Consider the following 19,225-nt stretch of genomic DNA (forward strand, 5'->3'; position numbering starts at 1 on the left):
ATTTCCTCGAAGAGCCTTGCGCCATGACCGAGCCGTCGCCCATCCGGATCGAGAACGATGCCTTCGGCCCGGTCGAGATCCCGGCCGACCGCTACTGGGGCGCGCAGACGCAGCGCGCGCTCGGGGTCTTCGCGATCGGAGAGGAACGCCTGCCGGTCTGCCTCGTGCGGGCCTTCGGCCTGCAGAAGCTCGCGGCGGCCCGCGCCAACCGCCGCCTCGGGGTGCTGGATCCGTCTCTCGCCGACCCGATCGAGGCGGCGTCCCGCGAGGTGTGGGAAGGCAGGTTCGACGGCCACTTTCCCCTCGTGGTCTGGCAGACCGGTTCCGGCACCCAGACCAACATGAACGTCAACGAGGTCATCGCCAACCGCGCCAACGAGCGCCTCGGCCAGGCCCTGGGGACGCGCAGCCCGGTCCACCCTAACGACCACGTGAGCCGGTCCCAGTCCTCGAACGACAGCTTCCCGACCGTGATGCATCTCTGCACCGCACTGGAGCTGCGCGACCGGCTGCTGCCGGCGCTTCACCTTTTGCGCGACACCCTGGCCGCAAAGGCGGTGGCCTTCGACGACGTGGTGAAGATCGGTCGGACCCACCTCATGGACGCGGTGCCGATGACGGTCGGGCAGGCATTCCGCGCCTTCGCGGCGCAGATCGGATCGGGGATCGAGCGCGTCGAGGCCGTGGCTCCGCGCCTCCATCGCCTCGCGCAGGGCGGAACCGCCGTCGGGTCCGGCCTCAACGCGCCGACGGGGTTCGACGACGCCTTCTGCGCGGAAATCGCGGCCCTCTCGGGGCTTCCCGTCGTCCCCAACCCGAGCAAGTTCGAGGGGATGGGCGCCCATGACGCCCTGGTCGAGGTCTCGGGCGCCCTCAACGTGCTGGCGGTCTCAGTCATCAAGATCGCCAACGACATTCGCCTGCTTGGCTCCGGGCCGCGCTGCGGCCTCGGCGAGCTCGTGATCCCCGACGACGGCCTGTCGTCGTCGATCATGCCGGGCAAGCGCAACGCGACGGTCGCCGAGGCCCTGGTGCAGGCCGCCTTCCAGGTTATCGGCAACCACGCCACGGTCACGGCGGCGGGCGCCTCCGGGACGTTCGAGCTGAACGTCGCCAAGCCGGTCCTGATCCACAACCTGCTGCAATCGATCCGGGTGCTGGCGGACGGCGCCCGGGTCTTCGCGCTGCGGCTGGTGCGCGACCTCGACGTCGATCGGGACCGCCTCGCCGCCAACGTGGCGAACGCCCTGCTGCTCGCCACGGCGCTCAAACCGGTCCTCGGCTACGACCGCGTCGCCGCGATCACCCGGACGGCCATGAGCGAGGGGGTGACCCCGCGCGCGGCGGCGATCGCCCTGGGCTTCGCGACGGCGGAGGAGTACGACCGCCTCGTCGACCCCGCTGCGATGGCCTCGCCCGGTACCGCTTCGCGCTAGAATCAAGACGGGTGACGCGGCGGGACGCCTCGCGGATCCGAGCGGCGGCCTCGGCTTCTAGTCTGACGGGGTCAGGTAATCCGGGCAGGCGACGCTGCCGAGGGTTGCCGCGACCTCGAACCGGCCGAGCCACCGGCCGATAGCCTCGGCGAGATGCCGCTCCAGGAGCAGGGCCGCCCCTCGCGCATCGCCGTCGAGCAGATGATCCAGGATGGCGAGGTGCTCGTGCAGGGCATGCTCGATCTTGTGCATCGGGATCCCGAGGATCGGGTCGATCAGGTGCCGCGTCGGGCCGAACAGGAAATGCGTTGGCCTGAGGGCGTGAATCAGCTCGTCGTTCCCCGAATAGCCGAGAAGATCCCGATGCAGATCGGTCTCGGCCCGGTCGAAATCCTCGCCGTCGATCGCGGGCCGGGCCAGCGTCGCCTCGATATGCGTCCTCGCCTGTCGGAGCAGGGCCGTCGGAACGCGCGGCGCGGCCTCGGCCAGCAAGACCGGTTCGAGCAGCCGGCGCAGCGCGTAGAGGTTGCGGATCCGCTGCGGCGTCACCCGGCGGGCCACCCAGCGCCCGGCGGCATCCTTGGTGACGAGGCCGACGCCGTCCATGCGGGCGAGAAGGTCGCGCGTCACCGTCCGGCTCACGCCGTAATGCTGCGCGAGCCGCAGGTCGTTGACGCGGACCGAGTGAAACAGGATCTGTCCGTAGAGTTCCTGCTCCACCGCGCCGTACAGGGTTTCCCATCGGCGCTGATGGGGCATCGGCGCCGGGTCGAGCGGTGGTGCCGCATCATCCGCCTCCCCGGCTGCAGCGATGCCCCCGACCCTGTAGCCGCGCGCCCCATCCTCGGAGACGAGCCGCTCCGCCGCCAGGGCATTCAGGGCGCCGCGGGCCGGCGAGCGGCTGACGCCGAATGTCCGGGCAAGCTGCGACTCGAGCAGCCGGGTCCCCGGCCGGATGCGGCCTTCCGCGATCCCCGCCTTGAGGTGGGCGTAGATCCGGTCCTGCAGCGAGACCGCGGACGATGTGACGAGCGGCGCCCGCCGGTCCGCCTCGTCCCGTGCCGGTCTCCGGTCGATCGTCATACCCTTCTCCCGGGAACGGCCGCGGGGCGACGCGATGGCGTCCTTACCCGGTGACGGCGGTTGACTCCAATGTACACTGGATGCAGTGTACGCTCTAACAAGGGCGATCGGCGAGGCTGCAAGGCCGGTCTGCCGACCCGAACCAGCCGAAAAGGGACGAAACGTCGGGGCTGCCCGTCGTCGGAGAGCGATCCGACGCAGCATGGATGCTCCCGGCCATGACACGCCACACGGGCCGGCAAGCGCTGCCGGCCCCCGGTTGCAGGCTTGAGGCGCCGATCGTCGGGCTGATTCGGCGGCACGGTCGCCATGCCCATTCATCCTTCGCAGCGGAACCTGACGATCATCGCCGCGAGCGCCGCAGCGAAACCCAGGAGGTCACCGTGTACGACGTCAAGAAGATGTTCGGCGACTACGACATGCATCCGAACAGCGGCGTCAATCCGCAATACGCGCCGGCCTATCCGGTCGAATGGGAATGCGCGCTGCGGACCGTCGAGGTCATGACCCGGGTCGATCGGGCGAAGGTCGCCGCCCTCCTCGCCGACACGCCGTTCGAGCTCGTCAACGACCGGGTCGCCTTCCGCTTCATGGCCTCGCCGGGGCACACCCTGTCGCTTCATCAAGGGCGCATGTTCGACCTCATGGTGACGGTCGCTGTCCGCTACGAAGGATTGTTCACCCAGACGCATCTCTACATGTATTGCAGCGACCCGATGGGGATCGCTGCCGGGCGCGAGCTCTTCGGCTATACCAAGAAGGATTGCACCTACGCGTTCGACGAGGCTCCGGACGGATCGATCTCCGGCCGGGTCGACCGCCGCGGCGGTCCACTGGCGGAATTCCGGTTCACACCCGATCCGGACGCGCCGGTCGTGCGCCTCGTCGACGCCGACGAGCAGCCGGGCGGCGAGATCCACGTCCGGCGCCTCCCGCATCCGGAGCGTCTGGAGACGGCCTATGCCGACATCGTCTATCGGCGCACGCCCCTCGCCTATTCCGAGCCGAGCCCCGGGCGGGCCGCGATGACGCTGAACGCCTCCGCCTTCGATCCGATCGCAGCGCTGGAGCCCGAGATCCTGTCGGCGCAGTTCATGGTGTCCGATGTCTATGGCGGCGGCTTCGCGGTCGAGGACCGGCGCCTGCTCAAGCGCCTGATCCCGTAACGCCCGCGCGGTCCCCCGCACGGATCGATCACCATGGGAGAGGATACGATGCCATCGACGGCCTTCAGTGCGCGCCGGATCGGCCGCCGGACATTCCTGGCCGGCGGCGTCGGCGCGGCGGTCCTGGGATCGACCCGCCTCAGGGCCGACCCGGCGCGGCCGGTCAGGATCGGCGTCCTGACCGACATGTCCAGCCTCTACGCGGACTGCACGGGCCAGGGCTCGGTTCTCGCCACGCAACTGGCCGCGGAGGATTTCGGTGCCGGCCCCTCGCTGCCCGTCGAGATCCTCAGCGCCGATCACCAGAACAAGGCCGACGTCGCCGCGGCGATCGCCCGCAAGTGGATCGATCAGGACGGGGTCGACGTCGTCACCGACGTCCCGAACTCGGCCGTCGCCCTGGCGGTCGGCAGCGTGGTGCGCGACAAGAACAAGGTGATGCTGGCCTCGGGCCCGTCCTCCTCCGACCTGACCGGCAAGGCCTGCTCGCCGAACACGATCCACTGGACCTACGACACCTACGCGCTCGCGACCGGCGCCGCGACGGCGGTCGTCGCCTCCGGCGCGCGCTCGTGGTTCACCCTCACGGCCGACTACGCCTTCGGCCACGCGATGGAGGGGGATGTCCGGCGCGTGGTCGAGCGGAGCGGCGGCAAGGTCATCGGCGGCGTGCGGACCCCGATCAACACGCCCGATTTCTCGTCCTTCCTGCTGCAAGCACAGGCCTCGGGAGCCCAGGTCGTCGGTCTGATCAACGCCGGGGGCGACACGATCAACGCGATCAAGCAGGCGGTCGAGTTCGGCATCCCGGCGGGTGGGCAGAAGCTCGTGGCGACGGTCCTCTACATCACCGACGTCCACTCCCTCGGTCTCGAGACGGCGAAGGGCCTGCAATTCACCGAGGCCTTCTACTGGGATTTGAACGAGGGAACCCGGGCCTGGACGAAGCGATTCGTCCCGAGAAACCGCGACCGCTACCCGAGCGCACTGCATGCCGGCGCCTATGCCTCGGCCCTGCACTACCTGCGCGCCGTCCAATCGCTCGGCAGCGCGGCCGACGGCCGGGCCGTCGTCTCCCGGATGAAGGAGATGCCGACCGATGATCCACTCTTCGGCAAGGGCTCGATCCGGCCCGACGGCCGCAAGCTCCATCCGATGTACCTGTTCGAGGTGAAGAGCCCGACCGACTCGAAATACCCGTGGGATTACTACAAGGTCGTGCAGTCGATCCCGGCCGACGTCGTGTGGCGTCCGCTCGGCGAGGGCGGCTGCCCGATGGTCAAGGCATGAGCGTCGCGCTCGTCACCGGCGGCGGGGGCGGCCTCGGGCGCGCCATCGCTCTCCGGCTCGCCCGGGACGGTGCCGCAATCGCGCTGGCCGACCACGATCCCGCTTCGGGCGCGGAGACCGCGCGGCTGGTCGAGGCCGCGGGCCGGCGCGCCTTGTTCGTCCGGACGGACGTCTCCGACGGCGCCGGATTCGCCGCCTGCGTCGCGGCCGTCGAACGCGATCTCGGACCGATCACGGCCTTCGTCAGCAATGCGGGCATCGAGGGTGTCGTCGCGCCGATCGACGAATACCCGGACGACGTCTTCGACCGGGTCCTCGCCGTCAACGCCAAGGGTACGTTCCTGGGCCTGAAGCATGTTCTCGGCCGGATGCGCCGACGCGGCGCCGGGTCGATCGTCACCATCGCCTCCACCTCAGCGATCCGGGGCCGTGCCGGCCTCGCGGGATACGTGGCCGCCAAGCATGCCGTCCTCGGGCTGACCCGGGTGGCGGCGCTCGACGCCGAGGGGACGGGCGTTCGGGTGAACGCGGTCCTGCCCGGCCCGATCGACACCCGCATGATTCACTCGCTCGACGCGCAGGCCCTCAGTTCCGGTGGCGCGATCCGAAGAGCGGGACAGCCCACTTACGGCAAGCCCGCTGACGTCGCGAACGTTGTCGCGTTCCTCCTGTCCGATGAGGCGGCGCATGTGAATGGAGCCGCCCTTACGGTCGACGCCGCCGCCAGCGTCCTGTAAGCGCCACTTCCAGACCTACGAGTATGATTTCTGGAATGCGCGATTTCGTCCCTCGAGCTGCCATTGGACGAAATAGTCAAGCCGGGTGACACAAGATCTGAAGCCTGCACCGTCGGCCCTGGCACCCGATCTGGTCGGCGAGGCTGGACGTGCGGGTCGGCTTCATGCGCTACTTCGAGCCCCAGGACAACGGTCGCTACGCCCGCAAGGCCGGGTGAGCACCTCAAGGTTCGGTCGGCCGGAACGACAATACCATGGTTCGGTCGCGACCTCCTGGCCTCTTGCGCGTTGTGATCGGTTGTCGAGCGCGGGGCATGGCGATGGAAGGCGACAAGGACAAAGACGGCCTCCCTCCGGTGACGGAGGACATCGGCCTGCCGACCCCGCCCAGCCCCGGCCGCGTGCCCCCGCCGCACCTGCCGCCGGCCGATCCCGGGGAGAGCGACGCCGACGACGGACGTTCCGCGCCCGAACCGCGCGGGAGCGGGACGTGACCGGCCGCCCGGTTGCCCTGGGCGCCGCCGTGGGCGATAGGCCTCGCATGCAGGCCGGACCGTCACCAATCCTCCAGACCACCGGTCCCTTCGAAGCCCTGGGCCTCCTTCCGCCAGGTCTCCCCGGGCGCGAGGGTTGCGCCTCGGTCATGGGGTCCGGCCAGGCGTGAGCGACCCGTTCCCGTTCCTTCCATCGGGCAGCGCCATGGGCGCCGAGATCCGCGCGCGCGACTGGTCCGACACGTCGCTCGGCCCGTCGGAGGCGTGGTCGCCGGCCCTGAAGGCCATTCTCGCGCAGATGCTGGCGTGTCCCACGGCGATGTTCCTCGCATGGGGTCCTGACCTGCTCTGCTTCTACAACGACGCCTACCGCCCGATCCTCGGTTACCGGCTGGGTACGGCCCTGGGACGGCCCTTCCGAGAGGTCTGGGCCAGCATCTGGGACGAGATCGCCCCCCTCGTCGACGCGACACTCGCCGGCGAGAGCCTGACCCTCACCGACATGCCGCTCGACCTCTCGCGCGATGGCACGCCCGAACGGAGCTGGTGGTCCTTCAGCTACTCGCCGGCCATCGACGAGGCCGGCAGGATCGCCGGCCTGTTCTGCGTCACCGGCGAGACCACGGCCCGCGTGCTCGGCGAAGCGGCCCTGCGCGAGAGCGAGGACCATTTCCGGCACACGGTGGAGCTGAACCCGCAGGTGCCCTGGACCTGCGACCCGGACGGCAACATCACCTCGTTCTCGAAGCGGTGGCTGACGCTGACCGGCCAGGGGCCGGGGGAGCCCTACGGGGCCGGCTGGATCAAGGCCCTGCACCCCGGGGACGTCCCGTCCACGGTGACGACGTTCACCGCCTGCCTCGCCTCGGGCGACCCGGTCGACGTCGATTACCGGCTCCACATGGCCGCGACGGGCGAGTACCGCTGGATGCGCGCCCGTGCCCAGCCGCGCCGGGATGGAAGCGGCGCCATCGTCGCCTGGTACGGCGTGGTGGAGGACATCCACGACCGCAAGCTCGCCGAGCGCGACTTGCGCGAGCTCAACGTCCACCTGGAGCGTCGCGTCGACGAGGCGCTCGCCCAGCGCAAGCTCTGGGCCGACGTGTTCGAGGTCACCGACGCCCTCGTCTGCGCCCTCGCCCCCGACTTCCGGCTCCTGGCCGTCAACCGCGCCTACGCCGACGAGTTCGAGGCCATCTACGGGGTGCGTCCCAGGGTCGGCGACGACCTGGTCGGCCTCCTGTCGCACATCCCCGAGCAGCAGGCGCGGATGCGGGTCGTCTGGGCGCAGGCGCTGTCGGGCGAGGCGTTCACGCTCGTCGAGGAGTTCGGCGACCCCGACCGCAGGCGGCCCTGCTACGAGATGGCCTTCACCCCGTTGCGCGACGCGGAAGGACGCCTGATCGGCGCCTTCCAGTACGCGACCGACGTGACCCAAAGGCTCCGCGACCTGGAGCAGCTCGCCAAGGCCGAGGAGGCCCTGCGCCAAGCCCAGAAGATGGAGGCGATCGGGCAACTGACCGGTGGCGTGGCGCACGATTTCAACAACCTCCTGACCATCATCCGCTCGTCGGTCGACCTGCTGCGCAAGCCGGACCTGCCGGAGCAGCGGCGGCGACGCTACATGGATGCGGTCTCGGACACGGTGGACCGCGCCGCCAAGCTCACGGGCCAACTCCTCGCCTTCGCCCGCCGCCAGTCGCTGATGCCCGAGACGTTCGACATCGGCGCGCGCATCGCCGCGACCGCGGACATGCTGGCCTCGGTCACGGGCGCCCGTATCCGGGTCGTCGTCGAGGTGCCGGCAAAGCTCGCCTGCCACGTCTTCGCCGACCCGGGCCAGTTCGAGACGGCACTCATCAACATGGCGGTCAACGCCCGGGACGCGATGGACGGCGAGGGCACGCTCACCCTGAGGCTCGGATGCCGACGCGGGTTGCCCACGATCCGTGGGCATGCCGGCACGAGCGGACCGTTCGTGGCGGTCTCGGTCACCGACCAAGGGACGGGCATCGACCAGGCGCACCTGCCGCACATCTTCGAGCCCTTCTTCACGACCAAGGAGGTGGGGAAGGGCACGGGTTTGGGCCTGAGCCAGGTCATCGGCTTCGCCAAGCAATCGGGCGGCGACGTCGACGTCGCGAGCGCTCCCGGCCAGGGGACGACCTTCACCCTCTACCTTCCCCAGGTCGAAGCCCCCGCGGCGGACGTCCGGGACGAGCCGAAGGCCGCCCTCGACGGACAGGCGCTGAGCATCCTCGTCGTCGAGGACAACCTCGACGTCGGGCGGTTCTGCACGCAGATCCTGGAAGAGCTCGGCCATGACACCGTTTGGGCGAAGAACGGCGAGGAAGCCCTCGCCGAGGTCGAGCGAGACCCGAGCCGGTTCGACGCGGTGTTCTCCGACGTGGTGATGCCCGGCATGGGAGGCGTCGCGTTGGCGCGGCGCCTCAGGGCGCTCCTTCCGGACCTGCCCATCATCCTGACGTCCGGCTACAGCGACGTGCTGGCCCGGGAAGGCACGCACGGCTTCGACCTCGTGCGAAAACCCTATTCCGCCGCGCAGGTGGCGGAGGCATTCCGTGCGGTCCCGGGCCGCCGTGGGGCCAGGACGGCCTAGCGGGCCTCGATGGGACCGGGCGGCTGCGGCGCAGGCGGATCGCCCTCTGGCGGTGTCGGGTCCGGCGGCGGGTCGCCGATGGGCGGCAACGGATCGTCGCCTGGGCGCGGCGTGTCGGACATGAAGGGTCTTGCTCCTCGGTCCCCCTCGCGGGGACGCCGCTTCAACACTTGACACGCCCGAAGGATCGCCCCCCCGCAGAAAACTATCCCCGGCACTGCCCTGAGGTGACCTTACGCCACAAGCCGGGACGGCCTCGGCGGCTGGCGTCAGGTTTCCGGTCGCCTGAGCCGGCCGGACAGAGCTTGCCGGATGGCGGCGCGGACGCTGCTCTCCAGGAATGGCCGTCCGACGAAGGGCGTGCCCTCGGGCAATTCCTCGGGCCGCGGCGTCACCTGGGCCGAGACCACCACGACGGCCAGGTCGGGGCGACGGCGCGCCACCTCCCGGACGAGGCCGAGGCCGTCCATCGCACCCGGCATGCGGATGTCGGTGACCATCAGGGACATCGCGTCGTCGAGGCGCGCCAGGGCCTGCGGGGCGGAGCCTGCCTCGGTCACGGCATAGCCCTCGGCCTCCAGGAGATCGCGGATCTCCAGGCGAAACAGCATCTCGTCCTCGACCACCAGGGCCGTCTTCTCGGGGGCGTCGTCGGGCATGGCGAGCGGAAACGACGCCCAAGGCCGATTGTTGCGCCCGCTCGTCATTGCATCGACTGAAAATTCGCCAACGGCGCCTCGATGACGCAGGTCACCCCCTCGCGGGGATAGTCCAGCGCCAGCCTCGCACCGACCTGGGCGGTCAACCCGCGCTCGATAAGGCGCGACCCGAACCCCTTTCGCGAGGGAGGGACGACCGGCGGCCCGCCGATCTCCGTCCACGCGATGCGCAGGTCGGGACCGTCGTCCGTCTCGACCAGCGACGCCGTGAGCGAGACACGGCCCTGCGACACCGAGAGGGCGCCGTACTTGACCGCGTTCGTCGTGAGCTCGTGCAAGGTCAGCGCCAGGGACAACGCGGCCTTGCCGGCGATCTCGACGTTGGGTCCCTCGAAGGCGACGCGCTCTCCCGCGGCCTCCTGCACCCCGACGCCCTCGCGTACCACGGCGGACAGCGGTGCGCTCTCCGCGGCGCCGCCCAGGAGCATGTCGTGCGCCTTCCCGAGCGCGACGAGCCGGCTGCCGAGAACCTCCCGGGCCGCATCCATGTCGGTCGCGCCGCGCAGGGTGGAGGCGGCGATGGCCTGCACCATCGCCAGCAGGTTCTTCATCCGGTGGGAGAGCTCGTGGTTGAGCAGGTCCTGGTGCGCCTGGGCCTTGCGGCGGTCGTCCACGTCCGCGACGGCGACGACCCCTCCGGTCATCCTGCCGTCGGCATCCCGCATCGGCACGCCGACGACCTCGATCCAGACCTTCGTGCCGTCACCGCGCTGGTAGTGGCATTCGAGCGAGGCTTGCTCCGCGCCCTCGCGGATGATCCGGCTGAGCGGGTATTCGCGCGGCTCGACCCGGCGTCCATCCTCGTGGAAGGCGACCCACTGCCCGTAGCTCTCCGTGTCCGGCGACGGCAGGACCGGATGGCCGAGGATCTCCTCCAGCCTCCGGTTGCCGCCGACGATGCGACCGGACGGGGCCTCGGCGAACAGGATGCCGACCGGCACGGTGTCGAGGACTGCCCGCAGCGAGGTCTCGCTCGCGCGCAGGCTCTCCCGATTCCGATGCTCCTCCGTCAGGTCGCGGGTGACCGTGCCGTAGCCGAGCAGGTCGCCCGCAGCGTCACGGACGGCGAAGACGTTGTAGTGCACCGGCACGGCGGCGCCGGTGACGAAGTGACGGAAGTGCATCTCGCCCTCCCAGAAGCCGTCACGTTCGACGGCGGGGAGCACCTCCTCGACGAGGCGCGGGTGCTCCTCGGGCACGAAGTAGTCGAGGATGCGCGTCGTCCGGGTGCCGGCGAGGTCCGGCATCCCGACGAGACGGCGGCCGGCCTCGTTGACGAAGTCGGCCCGGCCATCGGGGGTGGCGAAGCCGATGAAGTCCCCGGACTGCGCGACGATCGCCGCGAGCTTGCCCGCCTCGACCTCCGCCACCTTGCGTGCGCTGACGTCCACGGCCGTCCCGGAGAACCGCAGGGGCACGCCCGCCTCGTCGTGGACGAGGCTTCCCCTGCACTCGATCCATCGCAAGGGCCGCCCCGGCACCGCGAGCCGGTACTCGACGAGGAAGTCCGCGCCATGGTCGAAGGTGTCCCGGATGGCCGCGCGCAGCGGCGCGATGTCGTCGGGCACCACGAACGTCTGGTAGCGCTCCATCGTGACGCCGGCGGCGACCTCCTCCGCGTCGAGCCCGTACAGGCGCGCGAACTGCGCGTCCCCGTGCAGCAGGTCGGTGTCCACCATCCAATCCCAAAGGCCGACGCCGCCCGAAGCGGTCAGCGCCATCTGCAGGCGTTCCTCGCTCTGCCGCAGCCGTTCCTCGGCCAGCCGCTGCTCGGTGCGGTCGCGCAGCACCTTGACGAAGCCCGTGGCCGCGCCGGCCCCGTCGCGCAGCACCATCATCACGCCCAGCGCGAAGAAGCGCTCGCCGCCCTTGCGCAGGTGCCAGCGCTCGTCGTTGCCGGTGCCCACCGTCATCGCGGCGTGCATCTCCCGCGCCGAGATGCCGGCGTCCCGGTCCTCCGGCGTGAAGAACACGTCGGCCGGACGCCCCCGCATCTCCTCGACCGTCCAGCCCAGGATTTTTTCCGCGCCCGCGTTCCAGTCGGTGACGCGCCCGTCGAGGTCCATGACCACGATGGCGTAGTCGATCATGCTCTCGAATACGGCGCGGTAGCGCGCCTCTCCGGCCCGCACCGCGGCCTTCGCCGCCGCCTCGCTGACTTGCGTCAAGCCGGAGGTGGCCGTGACCGCGAACATCCGCAGCAGCGCGAGGTCGCGCTCGCCGAACGCATCGGCATGGCGCGACTGCAGCTTCAGGACGCCCAGCACGGCGTCGCCCCGGGTGACGGGCACGTGGATGGCCGAGCCGAGATCGAGCGACGCGGCGACGTCCTGCCGAACCTGCGCGTCCGCCCGTGCGTCGCTCACGAGCAGGGGCCTGTTGCTGGTGAAGGTGCGACCGGAGGAACTGTCGCCCAGCGGCACGCGCAGGCCCTTGTGCCCGGCGAGGCTCCCCCTGACCGCGCGGTACTCCAGCGCCTGGCCGTCGACGAGTTCGAGCGCCGCCCCGTCCGCGGCCGGCACCGCGCCCATGGCGCCTTCGAGCAGCTTGCCGAGGACCACGTCCTGCTCGCCACCGGCGCCCGCCACGTCCGCCTGGGTCGTGCTGAGGACGTCGCGCTCGCGCTCGGAAGCGCGCCGCTCGCGGATCATCGCGTCGCGCTCAACCAGCGACCGGCGCAGCAGCAACTGGTCCATGACCTGCCGCGCCAGGGCCGTCAGGTCCTCGGCCTGGGCCGCGGACAGGCCGCCGGGTCTCGGGGCGTGGTCGATCACGCACAGGCTGCCCAGGGCATGGCCCTCGGGCGTGCGAAGCGGGGCTCCCGCGTAGAAGCGCAGGTACGGCTCGCCGGTCACCAGCGGGTTGTCCCGCGTGCGGGGGTCGAGGGTGAGGTCGTGGATCTGCAGGAGGTCCGCCTCCGCGAGGGCGAACTTGCAGACCGAGCGGTCGAGGTCGGTCTCGCACGGCGGGAAGCCGGCGCGGGCCTTGAACCACTGCCGGTCGCGGTCGACCAGGCTGACGAGCGCCACCGGGGCGTCGCAGAGGCGCCGTGCGAGATGGACGATGTCGTCGAAGCCGCGCTCGGGCGGGGTGTCGAGGATGGCGAAGGTGGAAAGCGCGCCGAGACGCTCGTCGTCCCCGACCGGGGATGGGCTGGTGAGATCGTGGTTCACGGGGCCAGTTCCCGAAGCGTGACAGCCGCGGACGAGGGCGGCTTCAGCCGGTCCGGCTCGCTGGCATCGACGGCGACCATCCGCCCGCCCGGCGCGTAAACCGCGCCGAGCACCTCGGCGAAGTGGTGGCGCACGGCAGCGTGGCACTCGCACGCGGCCGCCTCGGCGCGCTCGCGGTTCGGGAGCGTGAGCCGCCTATGACCGATCTCGATCAAGCCCTCGCGCCGCAGGCGCCCGAGCACCCCGGTGAGGTAGGCGCGGCGCACCCCGAGCATGTCGGCCAGGACCTCGTGGGTCACCGGCAGGTCCGGCGTCCCGAGACGGTCTTGGAGGGTCAGGAGCCACCGCAGGCAGCGCCGTTCGATGGTGTGGGCGGCGTTGCAGGCGACCGATTGCAGCACCTGCGCCAGCAGGCAGTCGGCGTAGCGCACGAATAGGTCGCGGACCGCCTTCGAGGCGTGCTTGGCCTCGGCCAGACGGTCGGCATCGATGCGGATGACCGGGCCGGCGACCTGCACCACCGCCTGGCCGAAGGCCGGCAGGTAGCCGTGGCTGACCACGCCGCCGATGGCTCCCTCGCGACCGACCGTGGCGGTCTCGACCGACTTGCCGTCCTGGAGCGGCACCACCAGCGTGACGACGCAGCCCTGGGCCGGGAACGTGACGTGGCTGACGTCGTCGCCGGCCCGAAACAGCACGTCGCCGCGCCCAACCTCGCGTCGCTCCACGTAGGGCGTCAACAGCGCCCGGTCGTCATGGTCGAGAGCTTCGAGCAGCAGGTTGCCGTCGAGGGAGCGGAGCGGGAAGCTGGGCACGGGGAACTTCTGCCGGCGGTGATTGGGTCGCCCAATAGCGGGTTTCCCGGCGCAAAGATGTCCATTATCTGACAAGTTACCGTGATGTGGGTTCCGGCGACCCGCATTTTCCGGATGTCGGGGCCGGGCATCTGAAGAAGCTGTCTTTTCGAGGACGGGTCCGGGTATGGCCCGTCCTCGCATGTCCATCATCGGCTCGTGCCGACCAGGCGTGGCCGGGTTTCCGTCACCCGGAACGAGCATGCCAGGACGCTTGCAAGCCAGCGCTTCTCTCAATTCCCAAGCAGCTTATGGCCACCTGATGATCGGTCCGGTCCGGACCTGCCGACCGCTCGTCCACGCGTCTCTAATGGGACACGACATGCTAACGTCGTGCTCGCCGATCGTGTCCCAGGGCGTGGTGTAGCTGGGTTTGGTCCACCACGGCGACCGGCAGGGCCGGACTGGTCAGACTGCGAGGTTTGGCAGGCTGACGAGGGGATCATCGCCGATTGGGGCGATGCTTTACAGGATCATGGTGCGGCAGCGTTGCACGGCCCACTCGTCGTTCCGCTCGAGCAGGATCGCTCCGACGAGCCTGCGGATCGAGGGTTCGTCGGGGAAGATGCCGACGACCTCGGTGCGGCGCTTGATCTCGCCGTTGAGGCGCTCCAACGGGTTGGTCGAGTGCAGCTTGGCGCGGTGAGCCGCCGGGAAGCCCATGGAGGCCAGCACGTCGGTCTCGGCCGCGTCCATGAGGGCTGCCAGCTTGGGCACCTTGGGCCGGAGCTGATCGGCCACCCGCCGCCACTGCTGGCGAGCGGCCTCGGCGTCCTCCTGGGCGAAGGCGGTGGCGATGAAGGCCGAGACGACGCGCCGGCCCGAGCGGCCGGCACCGCTGCCAGGAGGCGGTCATCACCTTGGCGATGGACGCCTTGATGCCCTCATGCGCGTCCGAGATCACCAGCTTGACCCCCCGCAGGCCGCGCCGGGCCAGTTTGCGCAGGAACTCGGTCCAGAAGAGCTTGCCCCGGACTTGATCCGGGGTCTCGGCCTCCGACGGGCCGATGTCGAGGCCCAGCACGGGTTCCCATCGTGGCAGGCCACGATGGGTGCCCCCTCGCGCCGCCCGTCCGTGTTGACGCCCACCGCCACGATGACGGCCACCGAGACGATACGGTGGTTCCGGCGCACCTTCACGTAGGTCGCGTCGATCCAGAGATAGGGCCACTCGCCCTCGATCGGCCGGTCGAGGCAGGCGTTCACCCGCTCGTCGATCTCCTGGCACAGCCGGCTGACCTGGCTCTTGAAGATGCCCGCTCCGCCCAAGGCCTGGACCAGATCGTCGACCGCACGGGTCGAGATACCCTGGATGTAGGCCTCCTGGATCGCGGCTGTCAGCGCCTTCTCGGTCATCCGGCGCGGCTCCAGGAAGCTCGGGAAGTCGCTCCCCGTCCGCAGCTTCGGGATGCGCAGCTCGACCGTACCGGCTCGCGTCTGCCAGTCCCGGTCACGATAGCCGTTCCGCTGGGCCAGCCGCTCCGGGCTCTTCTCGCCGTGGGCCGCGCCGGTCAGGCCAGCCACCTCCAGTTCCATCAGGCGCTGCGCGGCAAAGCCGATCATCTCGCGCAGCACGTCCGCGTCGGCGCTCTTCTCAGCCAGCGCCCGCAGGCTCATAACGGCATCGGTCATCGGGGTCTCCCGGGTTCGGGGTTGGTGCTCGCAACCCGATCCTGACCCGTCACCGCCGATGGCCACCCCCGCGTGAGACCCCGCCTGCTACAGCGCTGTGGAGGGCGCGCAGGCGGGATCTCCCGCTCTCGTCCAGCTACACCACTCCAAGGGACACGACCCGCTGGAAAACCCCGTTCCAAACCATCTGTCAGGCCTGGACCAAAGATCAGGACCGGTTCAAGAGTGATCCGCACCACCTTATTCCGGGACCAAACATCTAATCGCCAGTGTGAATTATTGAATTTACGAAGAAGATGTATCTTTAGCGCTGTCGGATCCGCGCCAGTCAAGCCCCAGATACCAGGCGGTCATTGTCATCGAGCACCCGTTATGCGCCCAGCCGAAACACCGGTCGACCGGACCAGACGGCTCTCGTAGTCGAAGAGCGTACCCGCGGCCTCGAACAACGCCAGGGGCAGGGACGTTCCGCTCGCTCGCAGCCGTCGGAAGTTCACGGCAATGTCCGGGGGTGAGATCACGCCAACGGCCAGGCGGCCGGCCTCCGACCGGCCCGACAAGACGTCGAGCGCGTAGAGGGCCGCGAGATGGGCGTTCGACTCGAACCGGATGCCGATCGACAGGGCAGCGCTGTCCTCGCCGGCCTTGACGAGATCGGGCACAGCGCTCAGCACCGGAACCCGTCCGGCATGGGCGTTGATCGCCGCCATCCGGCGAAAGATCGAGGTGCTGCCAGTGACCCAGAACACGCTCGCTTCGAGCGACGGATCCGAACGCGTCATCTCGGCCACCGTCTCCCTCATCCGGCGTTCGACCTCGGGAGCGGAGTCGGCGTCGGTCAGCGACAGGGTCGTCGCCTGGAGGCCGCGCGCCTGCGCGTAGGCCTGGAGCGGCTTCACCTGCGTCTCGAGGGCGCTCACGTTCTGAGGATCCTCGATCACGACGATGCGCTTCAGCGCCGGCTTCAGGGTCGTGAGATAGGCCATCTGCACGTCGATCGGGACGTTGAGGGACGTGAAGGCGAAATTCGTCCCCGAGCCGCGGTCGTAGCCCGGGGATTGCCCGAGCAGAACCGGGTCCTTCGCGCAGACGGTCACCACTGGAATCGCGCCGCCGCGGTAATGCTCCCAGAGCCAGGCGGTGCTCTCGGATCCCATGGCCAGGATCAGGGAAAACCCCTCGTCGGCCGCACGCTGCAGGACGGCCCGCCCCCTGGCATCGTCATTGCCGAAATTGACGGCCGTCACGACGAGGTGGTGTCCCTGGTCCTGGCCTTTCCGTGAGAAGACGGCGAGCATCGTCGCCATCGCGACGTCGTAGGCGTCGGATTGCCGCGGATAGACCACCATCACCCGGCGCAACGGTCCTGCCGGGGCGTGCCGCGGGCGGAGGGTCACCTCCTGCGGCCGGTCGGGACTCCGCTCCACGGACCAGCCGGCGAGGGCTTCGTCGCCGGGGTGGAACCATTCCGCCGCACGCGCCGCCGGCACCGCCCCGGCCACGACGACCCCGACCACGAGTGCAACGACGACCGTTGGGAGGAAACGGGCGAGACCGATCGGCGCGGTGCGGCGCCGGATGGGGGTGAAGGGCATCACGGCCGGGCTCGTCACTGGATGGCCTCCGCGGCGCCATCGTCGGAGCGGCGCGACAGCACGAGGAACAGCAGGCCGGACGCCAGGGTAGCGGCGCCGATCCAGGCCATTGCCTGGAATGTCTGCCCGGCCATCAGGAAGACCTGCGCGACGATCATCGGACCGAGCACGTGCCCGCCCCGTTCGAGCAAGCGATACGCGGCGGCGGCGTTGGCGGTGCCGACGCGCGCGGCGATCCGCGCCTCGACCACGTGGGTGAGGATCGGCGCGTTGACGAGCCCGTGCGCCAGTCCGATCACCGTCACCCCGGCGACGGCGAGCGCGATCGGCCCGCCGCCGGCCAGGGAGATCAGGATCAGCCCGAACCCGGTGAGACCGGCGCCCTGCACGAGGAGGCCGGTCGTGTCGTTGGTGCGGTCCGCCCGGGCCGAGGCGACATGCGACGCGAGGATGACCGCGCCGGCATAGAGCATCGTCATCTGCCCGATATCCTCCTTCGGCAGGCCGTGCCGGGCCAGCAGGAGCGGCAGGCCGAACAGCACGATGCCGGTGAGCACGGCCTTGGCGGGGGCGCCGATCAGCAGGATGGTCGCCAGGAAGGTACGGTCGCGCAGGAGGGTCGCGACGACCCGCCCGAGCGGCGCTGCGGAGGCCGGCGCCGGACGGGCCGGCGCGCGGAGGGACGGCAGGGTCAGGCGGACGTAGAGCGCCGCCGTCGCGGCCACCAGGGCAGCAAGGGCGAACACGCCCTTCGGCTGCAGCGAGGAGACGAGCAGCGAGCCGATCGCCATCCCGGCGATCATCCCGGCCTGGAAGCCGAACACGATGACGCCGCCCGCCCTGGTCTTGCGCGCCGGAGAAGCGGTGGCAAGGAGGTAGGCCTGGACGCCGATGAACAGGATGCCCTGGCCGATGCCCGACAGGCCCCGCGCCGCGAGCGCCGCCCAGAACTGGGCCCCCGCGAGGGTGGAGGCACCCGCCATCACCCCCAGCCCGAGGGCCGAGAGGACGAGGCCGGCGAGGATGAGGGACCTCGCGGAGACCCGGCCTTCGAGCCGGCCGGCGGGCAGCAGGGCGAGGGCGAAGGCCAGGTAATAGGCGACGAAGGGCGCCGAGGCCGCCCCTGCCGGCAGACCCGCGGCGGCGGCCGCCGCCTGGATCGTCTGCGGCAGGAAGGCGTAGCAGAGATGCTCGGAGAGGATCGCCAGGAAGAAGACCGGCGTGACGAGGGCGCCGGCAGCCTCGCCGCGGGTCGATTCCGTCCCCTCCCCGCCCCGGCCCTGCGCGGCGCGGGCAGCGCCCATCAGGATGCCGGCGATCAGCCCGCAGGCGACGAGCAGGGCCGCGAAGTTCTTCGCGCTTCGTGCGACCTGGGCATAGACCGTGCTGCGCGGCAGCGCCACCCGGACCTGGACCACAGGCTTTGCCCCCGGCGCCGACACGGTGACCGCGTAGTCGAAGTCGCCGGGATCGGCGGCCCAGGACTGGCCGACCTCCGCACCGCCACTCTGCGCCCGGATTCGGCCATCCACCACCAGGGCGGCGGCCCGGATGTCGGGATGGACCTGGCGATACTCGGCAAACAGCGCGTCGAGCCCCGTGATGTCGTCGAAGCGCAGGCCGTAGGCGACGATGTCGTCGAGCCGGATCGCCAGGCTGCGGGACAGCGAGGTCGCCCGCGCCTGGGCGCCGTCGGAATAGATCCCGATCAGGGCGCCGACGATCACGACGGTCGTGCCAAGGAAGGCCGCGACGAAGGCGAGCCCGGTCCGGCGCCAGCGCCGGGCCTCGTCGAGAGCGGCGGGAAGGGCGAGGACGACGAGGGCGAAGGCCGCCGTGACGGCCAGGACCACGGCGAGGAGCGACGCGAAGACGCGTTCGACCTGCGCGGCGATCGCGCGTCGCTGCGTCGTCAGGACGATGTCGCCGACGCGCTCGAAACGGTCCGCCACCGGAAGGGCGACGCGGATCGCATCGCCGGTCTGGCACGTCACGGCGGTCGAGGCCGCGACCTGCATGATCGTGGCCCGGGCGGCGTCGCAGGCCGGCGAGTCCCAGCCGGGAAAGACCGGCCGCCCGGCCGGATCGCGCAGGCCGATCCCGTCGATCAGCGCATCCGCCTCCCGCGCCGCCTCGGCCCGGGCGGGAAAGCCCACGAATTGATGGATCGGCAGGCCGGGGCGGACGAAGCGCTCGATCTCGCCCTGCAGGATGCGCCCCTGGGCCAGCAGCTTCTCGGTCTGGATCTGCTCGGCCACGCGGGTGGCGTCGCTGAACGCGATGTAGAGCAGGAGGAGCAGCGACGAGGCCGCGAGGAGCACGAGGACGATCGCATCCTTCATCCTCCGCGCGCGAAGGCCACTGCTGCCTGTCGTCACGATCCCGCTCCCCCTCGCCGCCCGGCCACCCGCGCCCGGCCAGGCTCA

11 protein-coding genes and 2 pseudogenes are annotated in these 19,225 nt (G+C 70.4%); 6 read left to right on the top strand and 7 right to left on the bottom strand.

Annotated elements, in window-relative coordinates; all coding sequences use genetic code 11:
* Positions 1 to 23 precede the first annotated feature (23 nt).
* Positions 24 to 1,436, top strand: a complete 1,413-nt coding sequence (locus tag F1D61_RS16260; RefSeq protein ID WP_203152750.1) for a class II fumarate hydratase — start codon at positions 24 to 26, stop codon at positions 1,434 to 1,436.
* 57 nt (positions 1,437 to 1,493) lie between these two features.
* On the opposite strand, the gene F1D61_RS16265 is transcribed toward F1D61_RS16260, so the two are convergent.
* Positions 1,494 to 2,519, bottom strand: coding sequence for a GntR family transcriptional regulator (locus F1D61_RS16265; protein ID WP_203152751.1), 1,026 nt, complete (start codon positions 2,517 to 2,519; stop codon positions 1,494 to 1,496).
* A gap of 383 nt (positions 2,520 to 2,902) precedes the next feature.
* On the opposite strand from F1D61_RS16265, the gene F1D61_RS16270 reads away from it, so the two are divergent.
* From F1D61_RS16270 to F1D61_RS16285, 4 genes are all read left to right on the top strand, one after another.
* A complete protein-coding gene (locus F1D61_RS16270; RefSeq protein ID WP_203152752.1) occupies positions 2,903 to 3,685 on the top strand; it encodes an acetoacetate decarboxylase family protein in 783 nt (260 codons plus the stop codon).
* Between the two features lie 48 nt (positions 3,686 to 3,733).
* Complete coding sequence (locus F1D61_RS16275; RefSeq protein WP_203152753.1) at positions 3,734 to 4,975, top strand: ABC transporter substrate-binding protein; 1,242 nt, start codon at positions 3,734 to 3,736, stop codon at positions 4,973 to 4,975.
* The gene (locus F1D61_RS16280) at positions 4,972 to 5,712 is read left to right on the top strand and encodes an SDR family NAD(P)-dependent oxidoreductase (RefSeq protein WP_203152754.1); all 741 of its coding nucleotides are present in this window, start codon (positions 4,972 to 4,974) and stop codon (positions 5,710 to 5,712) included. Before F1D61_RS16275 ends, F1D61_RS16280 begins: the two co-directional genes overlap by 4 nt.
* 660 nt (positions 5,713 to 6,372) lie before the next feature.
* Positions 6,373 to 8,826: a PAS domain-containing protein gene (locus tag F1D61_RS16285; RefSeq protein WP_246775371.1), complete on the top strand. Its 2,454-nt coding sequence runs from the start codon at positions 6,373 to 6,375 to the stop codon at positions 8,824 to 8,826.
* A gap of 269 nt (positions 8,827 to 9,095) precedes the next feature.
* On the opposite strand, the gene F1D61_RS16290 is transcribed toward F1D61_RS16285, so the two are convergent.
* The 4 genes and pseudogenes from F1D61_RS16290 to F1D61_RS16305 form a co-directional block, all read right to left on the bottom strand.
* Positions 9,096 to 9,485, bottom strand: a complete 390-nt coding sequence (locus F1D61_RS16290) for a response regulator (protein WP_203152755.1) — start codon at positions 9,483 to 9,485, stop codon at positions 9,096 to 9,098.
* Positions 9,486 to 9,529: 44 nt separating this feature from the next.
* The gene (locus F1D61_RS16295) at positions 9,530 to 12,718 is read right to left on the bottom strand and encodes a PAS domain S-box protein (protein WP_203152756.1); all 3,189 of its coding nucleotides are present in this window, start codon (positions 12,716 to 12,718) and stop codon (positions 9,530 to 9,532) included.
* Positions 12,715 to 13,533, bottom strand: a complete 819-nt coding sequence (locus F1D61_RS16300) for a Crp/Fnr family transcriptional regulator (protein WP_203152757.1) — start codon at positions 13,531 to 13,533, stop codon at positions 12,715 to 12,717. The genes F1D61_RS16295 and F1D61_RS16300 overlap by 4 nt, the downstream gene beginning before the upstream one ends.
* A gap of 504 nt (positions 13,534 to 14,037) precedes the next feature.
* Positions 14,038 to 15,204 (bottom strand): annotated as a pseudogene (locus F1D61_RS16305) (IS256 family transposase).
* Positions 15,205 to 15,365: 161 nt separating this feature from the next.
* On the opposite strand from F1D61_RS16305, the pseudogene F1D61_RS16310 reads away from it, so the two are divergent.
* A pseudogene (locus F1D61_RS16310) lies at positions 15,366 to 15,467 on the top strand (IS481 family transposase); the annotation flags it as partial.
* Between the two features lie 93 nt (positions 15,468 to 15,560).
* On the opposite strand, the gene F1D61_RS16315 reads toward F1D61_RS16310, so the two are convergent.
* Both F1D61_RS16315 and F1D61_RS16320 read right to left on the bottom strand, forming a co-directional pair.
* On the bottom strand, positions 15,561 to 16,799 hold the full coding sequence (locus F1D61_RS16315) for an ABC transporter substrate-binding protein (RefSeq protein WP_203152758.1): 1,239 nt from the start codon (positions 16,797 to 16,799) through the stop codon (positions 15,561 to 15,563).
* Between the two features lie 14 nt (positions 16,800 to 16,813).
* Positions 16,814 to 19,141 carry an MFS transporter gene (locus tag F1D61_RS16320; protein WP_203152759.1) on the bottom strand — a complete coding sequence of 776 codons (2,328 nt, stop codon included), beginning with the start codon at positions 19,139 to 19,141 and terminating at the stop codon, positions 16,814 to 16,816.
* Positions 19,142 to 19,225 lie beyond the last annotated feature (84 nt).

The sequence above is a fragment of the Methylobacterium aquaticum genome (genome assembly GCF_016804325.1).
Classification (GTDB): domain Bacteria; phylum Pseudomonadota; class Alphaproteobacteria; order Rhizobiales; family Beijerinckiaceae; genus Methylobacterium; species Methylobacterium aquaticum_C.

Excerpts from the sequence above, each read along its gene's own strand:
- F1D61_RS16260 (WP_203152750.1), top strand. The coding sequence starts at position 24 with ATGACCGAGCCGTCGCCCATCCGGATCGAGAACGATGCCTTCGGCCCG.
- F1D61_RS16265 (WP_203152751.1), bottom strand. The coding sequence starts at position 2,519 with ATGACGATCGACCGGAGACCGGCACGGGACGAGGCGGACCGGCGGGCG.
- F1D61_RS16275 (WP_203152753.1), top strand. The coding sequence starts at position 3,734 with ATGCCATCGACGGCCTTCAGTGCGCGCCGGATCGGCCGCCGGACATTC.
- F1D61_RS16280 (WP_203152754.1), top strand. The coding sequence starts at position 4,972 with ATGAGCGTCGCGCTCGTCACCGGCGGCGGGGGCGGCCTCGGGCGCGCC.
- F1D61_RS16290 (WP_203152755.1), bottom strand. The coding sequence starts at position 9,485 with ATGCCCGACGACGCCCCCGAGAAGACGGCCCTGGTGGTCGAGGACGAG.
- F1D61_RS16315 (WP_203152758.1), bottom strand. The coding sequence starts at position 16,799 with ATGCCCTTCACCCCCATCCGGCGCCGCACCGCGCCGATCGGTCTCGCC.
- F1D61_RS16320 (WP_203152759.1), bottom strand. The coding sequence starts at position 19,141 with ATGAAGGATGCGATCGTCCTCGTGCTCCTCGCGGCCTCGTCGCTGCTC.